Annotated in this window: 8 protein-coding genes and 1 pseudogene; 3 read left to right on the top strand and 6 right to left on the bottom strand. The window is 72.9% G+C overall.

Going from position 1 to position 10,384, the window contains the following annotated elements; all coding sequences use genetic code 11:
• Positions 1–694: pseudogene (locus tag E1211_RS26805) on the top strand (hypothetical protein); the annotation flags it as partial.
• A 10-nt stretch (positions 695–704) separates the two neighbouring features.
• On the opposite strand, the gene E1211_RS26800 reads toward E1211_RS26805, so the two are convergent.
• Both E1211_RS26800 and E1211_RS26795 read right to left on the bottom strand, forming a co-directional pair.
• Positions 705–1,403 carry a 1-acyl-sn-glycerol-3-phosphate acyltransferase gene (locus E1211_RS26800; protein WP_132352120.1) on the bottom strand — a complete coding sequence of 233 codons (699 nt, stop codon included), beginning with the start codon at positions 1,401–1,403 and terminating at the stop codon, positions 705–707.
• 263 nt (positions 1,404–1,666) lie between these two features.
• Positions 1,667–3,223 carry an alkaline phosphatase gene (locus tag E1211_RS26795; RefSeq protein WP_132352118.1) on the bottom strand — a complete coding sequence of 519 codons (1,557 nt, stop codon included), beginning with the start codon at positions 3,221–3,223 and terminating at the stop codon, positions 1,667–1,669.
• Between the two features lie 192 nt (positions 3,224–3,415).
• Between E1211_RS26795 and E1211_RS26790 the strand changes: the two genes are divergently transcribed.
• On the top strand, positions 3,416–3,637 hold the full coding sequence (locus E1211_RS26790) for a carboxymuconolactone decarboxylase family protein (protein ID WP_243709710.1): 222 nt from the start codon (positions 3,416–3,418) through the stop codon (positions 3,635–3,637).
• A gap of 169 nt (positions 3,638–3,806) precedes the next feature.
• Here E1211_RS26790 and ndk read toward each other — a convergent pair whose 3' ends face one another.
• Positions 3,807–4,232, bottom strand: coding sequence for a nucleoside-diphosphate kinase (ndk, locus tag E1211_RS26785; RefSeq protein WP_132352116.1), 426 nt, complete (start codon positions 4,230–4,232; stop codon positions 3,807–3,809).
• A 143-nt stretch (positions 4,233–4,375) separates the two neighbouring features.
• Between ndk and E1211_RS26780 the strand changes: the two genes are divergently transcribed.
• The gene (locus tag E1211_RS26780; protein ID WP_132352114.1) at positions 4,376–5,713 is read left to right on the top strand and encodes a VOC family protein; all 1,338 of its coding nucleotides are present in this window, start codon (positions 4,376–4,378) and stop codon (positions 5,711–5,713) included.
• A 117-nt stretch (positions 5,714–5,830) separates the two neighbouring features.
• Here the strand turns inward: E1211_RS26780 and E1211_RS26775 are convergent, their stop codons facing one another.
• The 3 genes from E1211_RS26775 to E1211_RS26765 are packed head-to-tail and all read right to left on the bottom strand — an operon-like array spanning position 5,831 to position 10,136.
• Complete coding sequence (locus E1211_RS26775; RefSeq protein ID WP_132352112.1) at positions 5,831–6,190, bottom strand: DUF4233 domain-containing protein; 360 nt, start codon at positions 6,188–6,190, stop codon at positions 5,831–5,833.
• Positions 6,187–7,521 (bottom strand): folylpolyglutamate synthase/dihydrofolate synthase family protein, encoded by a 1,335-nt coding sequence (locus E1211_RS26770; protein WP_132352110.1) that lies wholly within the window; start codon positions 7,519–7,521, stop codon positions 6,187–6,189. Before E1211_RS26770 ends, E1211_RS26775 begins: the two co-directional genes overlap by 4 nt.
• Positions 7,518–10,136 (bottom strand): valine--tRNA ligase, encoded by a 2,619-nt coding sequence (locus E1211_RS26765; protein ID WP_132352108.1) that lies wholly within the window; start codon positions 10,134–10,136, stop codon positions 7,518–7,520. Before E1211_RS26765 ends, E1211_RS26770 begins: the two co-directional genes overlap by 4 nt.
• Positions 10,137–10,384 lie beyond the last annotated feature (248 nt).

Here is a 10,384-nt window from a genome sequence, read left to right as displayed (position 1 = left end):
GGCCGCCCCACCGCCCGCACCGCGACCGCTCCCCGCCGCACCGCCGAAGCAGCGCCGGTCGAAGCGACGGGAGACGCCCCCGCCGGCCGCGCCGCCGCCCGGCTGGCGAGCGCCGAAGGGGTACGTCCCGGTCCCCGTCCGGAAGCGGCGCCGCTGGCCGTGGCTGCTGCTGCTCGCCCTCGCCTGCTGCTGCGGCTGCCCGGCGTACTACGGCCTGCCGATCTGGTCGCAGTACCCGGCCCACGCCGCGCTCCCGGCCCAGGTCGACGACCTGTCGCTGCGCCAGGACGGCCGCAGCACGCAGGCCGCCCGGCAGTTGGAGACCGAGGTACGCAAGGCGCACCTGCTGGCCGAGGACACCTTCGCCGGCGTCTACACGAACCCGGACGGCAAGCAGGTGCTCGTCTTCGGCGGCACCGGTTTCCGGCTCGACCCGGGATCAGCCGCGGACGACGAGATCGCGCGCCTCGCCCAGCAGTACCAGCTCGGCGCCGCCGAGACCGTCGACACGGGGGTACGCGGCCGGCACCAGCGCTGCGCGGTGGGACGCGCCGACGGTGACGCCGTCGTCGTCTGCACGTCTGTCGACCACGGCAGCATCGCCACCGCCGTCTTCACCCGCCTCTCCGTACAGGACAGCGCCGGCCTGCTCGACACGCTCCGCAGCCGGATCGTGAGCCCGGACCGGAGCTGATCCGGCCCGGTCAGACCGGGTCGGTGCGGGTCTGATCCGGCTGGACGCGCAGCATCGGCGCGTACCGCGACACGTACTCCTGGCCGGTGAGCTTCTGGATCTCGCTCATCACCTCGTCGGTCATGACCCGCAACGAGGCGCTGTCGTCCGGACGCCCGGTGAAGTCCAGCGGCTTGCCGAACCGGACGACGACCTTGCCGGTGCCGGGACGCGGGATCCGGACGCCGATCGGCTGCACCTTCTCCGTACCGATCGTGCCGACCGGGATGATCGGCACGCCGGCGGCGACGGCCAGCCGCACCGCGCCCGTGCGCCCCCGGTACAGCCGCCCGTCCGGCGACCGGGTCCCCTCCGGATAGACGACCACCAGCTCGCCGGCCTTCAACGCCGGGATGGCTGCGTCGAACGCGGAGAGCGCGGCCCGTCCCCCGGCCCGCTCGACGGGGATCGCACCGAGCCCGGTGAGGACGAACTTCGAGAAGGCCCCCCGCAGCCCGACGCCCTTGAAGTACTCGGACTTGGCCCAGAACGCCAGGTGCCGCGGTACCACCGAGCCGAGGAAGAGCTCGTCGGCGACCGAGAGGTGGTTACCGGCGAAGATCGCTCCACCGGTCTCCGGCACGTGCTCCAGCCCCTCCACGGTCGGGCGGAACGCCAGCCGCATCGTGGGCGCCACGGTGAGCTTGCCGATGGTGTAGAGCAGGGGCACTGGTCCTCCGGCAGGTCGTGTACGTGCGGGCGGTGTCACGGTAGCGGACGTACCCCAGATCCCCGAACGGGTGGTGCTCGGGTGGGGCCGGGTCGCAGGCGCGCGTACCTCTGTACCCGACGCGCGGCCGGCGGCACCGGCGGACGGCGTCCCCGTCACCCGAACGTGCTGCCGAACCGCGGGCCCCGGACGGGGCGGTGGCGGGTTCCCGCAGCCGGTGGCGGCCCGGTGCTCCGGGCCGCCACCGTCGATCGCCGACCGGGTCAGCGGGTCGGGGCCGGGAGCGTCCGGCTCCAGAGCGAGACGCCGTCCCGGTCTCGCAGGTGGACGGTGAACGCGCCGGTGTCGCCGTCGATGCCCACCTCACCGAAGTGCTGGAAGCCCTCGGCCGGAGAGGTGTTCGCCCGCGGCGGGGCGTGCACGAACACGGCCTCCGGGCCGAACGTGCCGTCCAACGCGTTCGGCCCGAACGCGCCGGCGTGCGCCGGGCCGGAGACGAACTCCCAGAACGGGGTGAAGTCGCCGACCGCCGCCCGGGCCGGGTCGTAGTGGTGCGCGGCGGTGTAGTGGACGTCGGCGGTGAGGAAGACGATGCCGGTCACCCCGGCCCGGTGCGCGGTCCGCAGCACCTCGGCGAATTCCAGCTCCCGCCCGGCCGGCGCGCCCGGGTCGCCCTGGGCCACCCCCTCCTGGGTACCGGGCCCGTCCGGAACCACCACACCGATGGGCAGGTCGGCGGCGATCACCTTCCAGGTCGCCCGGGACCGCTTCAGCTCCCGGATCAGCCATTCACGCTGCTCCCGGCCGAGCAGCCCCCGCTTCGGGTCGGCGTACGTGTTGCCGTCGTTCGGGTCCTTCCAGGTCCGCATGTCCAGCACGAAGAGGTCCAGCCGCGACCCGTACGACAGCCGCCGGTAGAGGCGTCCGTCCAGCGGGGTGGGCACCCACTCGTGGAACGCCCGGCGGGCCCGGGCGGCGAGCACGTCCACCCGGCGCTCGGTGTACCGGTCGTCGGTCAGCACCTCGCCCGGGTACCAGTTGTTGGTCACCTCGTGGTCGTCCCACTGGTTGACCTGCGGCACCTCGGCGACGAACCGGCGCAGGTGCTCGTCGAGCAGGTTGTACGCGTACTGCCCCCGGTACTCGGTCAGCGTCTCGGCGACCTTGCTCTTCTCCGGCGTGACCAGGTTGCGCCAGATCCGCCCGTCCGGCAGGGTCACGGTCTCGCTGAGCGGGCCGTCCGCGTAGACGGTGTCCCCACTGCACAGGTAGAAGTCGGGGCGGGTGGCCCGCATGGCCCGGAAAATCGACAAGCCGCCGAAGTCCGGGGCGATGCCCCAGCCCTGCCCGACGATGTCGCCGGTCCAGACGAACCGGACGTCCCGGCGGTCGCGCTCGCGGGGGGCGGTGGTCAGGGTGCCGGTCAGCGGCTCGCTGACCAGCCCGTGCCGGTCGAGGCTCTCCACCCGGACCCGGTAGTGCAGCCGCTCGCCGGCGGGCAACCCACGCAGCCGCACCTTGCCGGTGAGGTCGTCGGACGGGTCGAGCACCGGGCCGGTGAGCCGCCGGGCGCCCCGGAAGTCGGGCCGGCGGCTCACCTCCACCAGCATCCGGCCCGGTCGGTCGGCGCGGGTCCACACCAACGCCGACTCCGCGGTCGCGTCTCCGCTCTGGACACCGTGGGTGAGCACCGGCCGGCCGGCCGGGCGCCACGCGGGTGCGGCCGTCGCGCCGGCCGCCCCGAGCAGCCCGCCGCCGACCACTCCGGCGCCGGCCAGCACACCGGCCCGCAGTACCGCACGTCGATCAAGTTCGGTCATCGTTCCTCCCGGATCGGGGACTGATCCCGTCGGTGTACCGGCCGGACGTGTCCGGTTCCCGGGGCCCGAGTGGCCGTCACCGGAACGGCGGCTGACGACCGGCACGAGCGAGGTCACAGGCGCCGGCTGTCACAACCCGACCGGCCCACCCGTCCTGGCGGTGTCGGACACGAAAAGGGGAGGTAGTCATGCGTGTGGACGCCGTTCTTCGACGAGCGGGAGCGGGCCGCGCTCGCGCTGACCGACGCGGTCACCCGCCTCGGCGAGGACGGCGTGCCGGACGACGTCTGGGAGACCGCCGCCAAGGTCTGGTCGGAGGAGGAACTCATCGACCTGATCATGGCCATCGCGACGATCAACGTGTGGAACAGGATCCTGGTGGCGACCCGGAAGCAGCCTTCGACGCAGGAGTGAGCAGTGCGGCGGCGGCCGACGCGGGTGCGAACGCCGCCGACGCGGTGGCGGCCGGGTGCCAGCCGGCGTGCTGACCCTGGCCGGCGCGGCCGGCCGGATCACCGACCTGTTCGTGGTCGGCGATCCGGAGAAGGTGACCGTCCCGCCGGCCTGAGCCCGGCGGACGACGTCAGGCCAGCTCGGGGAACCAGAGCGCGATCTCGCGCTTGGCGCTGTCGACGGAGTCGGAGGCGTGCACCAGGTTCTCCCGGTTGGAGAGGGAGAAGTCGCCGCGGATGGTGCCGGCGGTCGCCCGCCGCCCGTCGGTCGCGCCGACCAGGTTGCGGACCACGTCGATGACCTGGTCGCCGGAGAGCACCAGGGCGACGAGCGGGCCGCCGGTCATGAAGGCGTGCAGCGGCGGGTAGAAGGGCTTGTCCACGTGCTCGGCGTAGTGCTCGTCGGCCAGCGCCGCGTCCATGGTCCGGACGTCCATGGCGTCGATCCGCAGTCCCTTGCGCTCGAAACGCGAGATGATCTCGCCGACCAGACCACGGCGAACCGCGTCGGGCTTGATCAGTACGAGCGTGCGCTCCTCGGGGATGCTGCTGGACACGCTGGGTTCCTCCTGTGCGCGGAAGCGGGCCTGGCTGGGTACGGTCAGCCTAGCGACCCGGCCCCGGCGCCGGCGCGGCGGCTGGCCTTTCCCCCGGTGGCCGCCGCGGCCTAGCCTGGCCCTTGACCCCCGGGAGGTCCACTGTGGCGAATGGCGGGAGCCGGCCCATCGCACCGGTACGCAAGCTGATCGCCGCGGTGCTCGGCACCGTGGCCACCTTCGTGATGCTCTTCGGCCTCGGCATGACGAGCTGGCCCATCGTGGCGCTCGGCACCGCGCTGCTGGTGCTGGCGATCGCGCTCGCCACCGTACGCGCCGGCGGACGCACCTGGGTGATCGGCGAGGGGCACGTGCACAGCGCCTCCGAGCCGCCCACCCAGTACGCGTTCGGTCGGTGCGAGCTGCAACTGGTCATCGACGCGCCGGGGCTGCCGCCCCGCAGCAAGAAGATCATCGAACCACGGGTGCCGGTGGCCAAGTGGCCGTCGCTCGGGCAGACCCTGCCCATCCGGGTGGCGCTCGACGACCAGCGGCACGTCCGGGTGCTCTGGGACGAGGTGCCCACACACGCCGAGACCGCCGCGGCCGCCGCCGACCTGCCGCCCGAGTACGCCGGCCCCGAGCCGGTGGACGAGGTGCTGATCGCCCAGGATGCCCCGCCGTGGGCGGGTCGCTCCGTCGACGACGACTTCCGCGACCCGCTCGGCGATCCGCTCGGTGGCGACCCGCTCGCCGGTGACCCGCTGCGCGACGACCCGGGCCCGCCGGAGGAGCGCGAGCCGGTCGTGGTGCACCAGCGCCCGGGCGGACCGGTCGTGCTGGAGGGCACTCTCGTCGAGCCGCCGGTCGGCAACCCGCTGCCGCGCCGGGCCACCCCGGCCCCACGCCCACCCGCCGAGGAGGACTTCGACGCCGTCACGCCGGCGGCCACCACTCCGGCCACCGCCCCGGAGGCCGTCCGGGACGATCCGCTCGACCCGCTCGACCTGCCGCTGGACGAGCCGACCCCGGCTCGCGAGCCTCGCGACGAGCGGGTCGCCCCGACCGACCTGGACGAGGCGATCTTCGGCGACGACCCCGCGGACGACAGGTCCGACCCCGCCGCGCCGATCAGCGGGATCGGTCTGACGGTGCTGGTCACCGACCTGTCCCGGTCGCTCGGCTTCTACCGGGACGTGCTCGGCTTCACCGAGATCGACCAGGGCAGCGGCAACGCGCTGCTCGCCTCGGGCGCGACCCGGCTCGTGCTGCGCCAGGTGACCGAGGCGGCGCCGGTGAGCCGCCGGCTGGTGCACGTCAACCTCGAGGTGGACGACATCCAGGCGGCGTACGGGCGGCTACGCGACTCGGGCGTGCGGTTCACGTACGCCCCTCGTGTGGTCAACCGGGGCACCAAGTTCGAGGTGTGGGCGGCGGCCTTCCGTGACCCCGACGGCCACGGCATCGCCCTCACCCAGCTGCGCGAACGCGCCGACGCCTGACCCACCCCGCCACCTGAGACGCCTCGTACACGGAAAGAGTGGCCATTCCTGACGGAATGGCCACTCTTTCGGTGAGAGCGTGCGCCGTGATCGGGGCGGACGCAACGGCGGGGCGGATCAGCCGAGGATGACCCGGCGCACGTGCAGCGCGTAGCCCCAGGCGAGGGCGAAGATGATGCCCAGCACCAGCAGCGACCAGTGCAGCAGGCCGGAGAGGAGCAGCAGTCCCTGGAGGACGGTGCCGGCGTGCCACGCCCACGGGCGTCGCATCATGCCGGCGAGTACCACCGCCAGCACCGCCAGCGCCACCACCACGCCTATCGCGCTGCCGCCGAGGTCACCCCCGACCACCCGGATCGGCTGGATGGCGAGCAGCAGCACGAAGGCCTCGATGGCCAGGGTGGCGGCGCCGAGGCTGCGGACCGACCGCTGCGGGTTACGCAGCCCGGAGGGGCGGCGCTGCTCGGGCTCGGTCATCGCTTCAACAGCCGGCGGGCGTCGGCCACGGTCACCACCGATCCGGTGATCAACACGCCCACCCCGCTCAGCTCCCCCGGTACGTCCTCCTCGGCCAGCGCCACCGCCGTCTCGATCGCGTCCGGCATCTCCTCGGCCACCTCGACCCGCTCGGGTCCGAAGACCTCGGCCGCCAGCGCCGCCAGTTCCCGCGCCGGCATCGCCCGGGGCGAGCTGTTGCGGGTGACCACCAACTGGTCGACCACCGGTTCCAGCAGCTCCAGCAGGGCCGGCGCGTCCTTGTCGCCGAGCACGCCGACGACCGCGACCAGCTTGCTGAACGCGAACTCCTCCTGGAGGGCGGTGACGGTGGCGGCCATCCCGTGCGGATTGTGCGCGCCGTCGAGCAGGATCGTCGGGGCGCTGCGTACCCGCTCCAGCCGGCCCGGCGAGCTCGCCGCCGCGAACCCCTCGCGGACCGCCTCGATGTCGAGCTGCCGCCGGGCGCCGGCGCCCAGGAAGGCCTCCACCGCGGCGAGCGCCACCGCCGCGTTCTGCGCCTGGTGGGCGCCGTGCAGCGGGATGAAGACCTCCTCGTAGACGCCGCCGAGGCCCTGCAGGGTCAGCACCTGCCCGCCGACGGCGACCGCCCGGCGCAGCACACCGAACTCCGAGCCCTCCCGGGCGATGGTGGCCCCCACCTCGGCGCAACGCTCCAGGATCGGCCGGGCGGCCTCCTCCTCCTGCGCCGCGGAGATGACGGTGGCGCCGGGGTGGATGATCCCGGCCTTGTGCAGCGCGATGTCCTCGATCGTGTCGCCGAGCCACTCGGTGTGGTCCAGCCCGATCGGGGTGATCACGGCGACGCCGGCCTGCAGCACGTTCGTCGAGTCCTCGGCCCCGCCGAGCCCCACCTCGACCACCGCGATGTCGACGGGCGCGTCGGCGAAGGTCGCGAAGGCCAGTGCCGTGGTCATGTCGAAGTAGGTGAGCGGCTCCGCCGAGCGCTCGTCGACCAGCCGGGCGAGCGGGGCCACCTCCCGGTAGGTGGCGACGAACCGCTCCTCGCTGACCGGCTCCCCGTCCAGGCTGATCCGCTCCCGGACGGTCTCCAGGTGCGGGCTGGTGTAGCGGCCGGTGTGCAGGCCGAACGCCCGGAGCAGGGAGTCGATCATCCGGGCCGTCGACGTCTTGCCGTTCGTCCCGGTCAGGTGGATCGACGGGTACGCCCGCTGCGGGCTGCCGAGCAGGTCGAGCAGGGACTCGATCCGGTCCAGCTCGAAGACCATCCGGGTGAAGCCCCGCTCGGCCAGCTCGGCCTCCACCTCGGCGAAGGCGTGGTGATCGGTCATGAAAGCAGCGCCTCCAGCGCGGCGTCGACGCGGACCAGGTCCGCCTCGGCCACCGCCAGTCGCTCACGGATCTTGGCGACCACGTGTTCCGGGGCCTTGCCGACGAACGCCGGGTTGTCGAGCTTCGCCCGGGCCTGCGCGACCTCCTTCTCGGCGGCCGCCCGGTCCTTGGTGAGCCGTGCCCGCTCGGCGGCGACGTCGATCGAGCCCCGGGTGTCCAGGGCCACGCTCACATCGCCCGGCATGGCCAGCGTCGCGCTCGCCGTGAAGTCGTCACCGGCCGCGTCGAGCCGGGCCAGCGACCGGATCAACGGCTCGTGCGCGGCGATGCCCGCCGGCGCGAGACCGTCGAGCCGGGCGGCGACCCGCTGCGTCGGCCGCAGCCCCTGGTCGGAGCGGAACCGGCGGATCTCGGTCACCACCCGCTGCAGGGTGCCGACCTCCGCCTCCGCGGCGTCGTCGACGAGCGTACGGTCGGCCACCGGCCAGGCGGCCACCATCACGCTCTCCGCGCCGGTGAGCGCGGTCCACAGCTCGTCGGTGACGAAGGGGATCACCGGGTGCAGCAGCCGCAGCAGCTGGTCCAGCACGTGCCCGAGCACCCGGCGGGAAACCTCGGCGGCCGGCCCGCCCTCGGCGAGCACCGGCTTGCTCAGCTCGACGTACCAGTCGCAGACGTCGTCCCACGCGAAGTGGTAGAGCAGGTCGCAGATCTTCGCGAACTCGTACGCCTCGAACTGCTCGTCGACCTCGGCGGTGACGTGCGCGAGCCGGGACAGGATCCACCGGTCGACGGTGGAGAGCTGCTCGGCGGCCGGCAGCGGCCCGTCGGTGTGCGCGCCGTTCATCAGCGCGAACCGGGTGGCGTTCCAGAGCTTGTTGCAGAAGTTGCGGGAGCCCTGGCACCACTCCTCGCTGACCGGCACGTCCTGGCCCGGGTTCGCGCCGCGCGCCAGCGTGAACCGGGTGGCGTCGGCACCGAACCGGTCGATCCAGTCCAGCGGGTCGACCACGTTGCCGAACGACTTGGACATCTTCTTGCCGTGCTCGTCGCGGACCATGCCGTGTAGGGCGACCACGTCGAAGGGCTGCACCCCGTCCATCGCGTACAGCCCGAACATCATCATCCGGGCGACCCAGAAGAAGAGGATGTCGTACCCGGTGACCAGGACGCTGGTCGGGTAGAACTTCGCCAGGTCCGGGGTGCGTTCCGGCCAGCCCAGGGTCGAGAACGGCCAGAGACCGCTGGAGAACCAGGTGTCAAGGACGTCCTCGTCCTGCCGCCAGCCCTCGCCGGTCGGCGGCTGCTCGTCCGGGCCGACGCAGACGATCTCGCCGTCCGGCCCGTACCAGACGGGGATGCGGTGGCCCCACCAGAGCTGACGGGAGATGCACCAGTCGTGCATGTTGTCGACCCAGGCGAAGTAGCGCTTCGCCAGCTCGGCCGGCTCGATCTTCACCCGCCCGTCCCGCACGGCGTCACCGGCGGCCTTGGCCAGCGGCGCGGTGTTCACGAACCACTGCAGCGACAGGCGCGGCTCGACGGTGGTCTTGCACCGCGAGCAGTGCCCGACCGCGTGCACGTACGGCCGCTTCTCGTTGACGATCAGGCCCTGCTCGCGCAGCGCGGCCACGATCGCCGGGCGGGCCTCGTACCGGTCCAGCCCCTCGAACGGGCCGGGCGCGGTGATGATGCCCCGCTCGTCCATGATCGTCAGGGCGGGCAGGTCGTGCCGCTGGCCGATCTCGAAGTCGTTCGGGTCGTGCGCCGGGGTCACCTTGACCATGCCGGTGCCGAAGCTCGGGTCGACGTGCTCGTCGGCGACGATCGGGATCCGCCGGTCGGTGAGCGGCACCGGCACCTCGGTGCCGATCAGGTGCTGGTACCGCTCGTCGTCCGGGTGCACGGCCACCGCGGTGTCACCGAGCATCGTCTCGGCCCGCGTGGTGGCCACCACCACGTCGTCGCTGTAGCGGATCGAGACCAGCTCGCCGTCGTCGTCGGTGTGCTCCACCTCGATGTCCGACAGCGCGGTGAGGCAGCGCGGGCACCAGTTGATGATCCGGTTCGCCCGGTAGATGAGGCCGTCGTCGAAGAGCTTCTTGAACATGGTCTGGACGGCCCGGGACAGCCCCGCGTCCATGGTGAAGCGCTCCCGGTCCCAGTCGACCGCGTCGCCGAGGCGCCGCATCTGGCCGAGGATCGCGCCGCCGGACTCGGCCTTCCACTGCCAGACCCGCTCCACGAACTTCTCCCGGCCCAGGTCGTGCCGGGACAGCCCCTCGCCGGCGAGCTGCCGCTCGACCAGGTTCTGGGTGGCGATGCCGGCGTGGTCCATGCCGGGCAGCCAGAGCGCCTCGAAGCCCTGCATCCGCTTGCGGCGGTTGAGCGAGTCCATGAGGGTGTGCTCGAACGCGTGCCCCATGTGCAGCGAACCGGTGACGTTCGGCGGGGGGATGACGATGGTGAACGGGGGCTTGTCGCTCTCCGCCGACGCCCGGAAGTGGCCGGCGGCTACCCACTGCTCGTACCGTCGCTGCTCTACCTCACCCGGCTGGTACTGGCCGGGCAGGGTGGGGGCGTCGGGGCGTCGGGCATCGAGTCTCTCGGTCACCCGAGAAAGTCTACGGAGGGCTTCGGCGGACCTGACGTGCGCCACCTGCCATTCGCGTACGGTGTCGGCTATGTCCGACGCACATCTCACCGAGCGCCAGCACTTCGACGGCCCGGAGCCCGTCGAGCTGACCGAGGAACCCATCCAGCTCAGCAACCGGGACCCCGCCGCCGTCCCGGAGCGGCGGGTGGGCTGGTCCCGCCGCCGACGGATCGCGTGGGGCGCGGCGCTCGTGGTGGGCCTGGCGG

Origin of the sequence: Micromonospora sp. 15K316, assembly GCF_004348525.1 — a bacterium.
Lineage (GTDB): Bacteria > Actinomycetota > Actinomycetes > Mycobacteriales > Micromonosporaceae > Micromonospora.
Note: the sequence above shows the minus strand (reverse complement) of the source record. Positions and strands in the feature narration are given on the sequence as shown.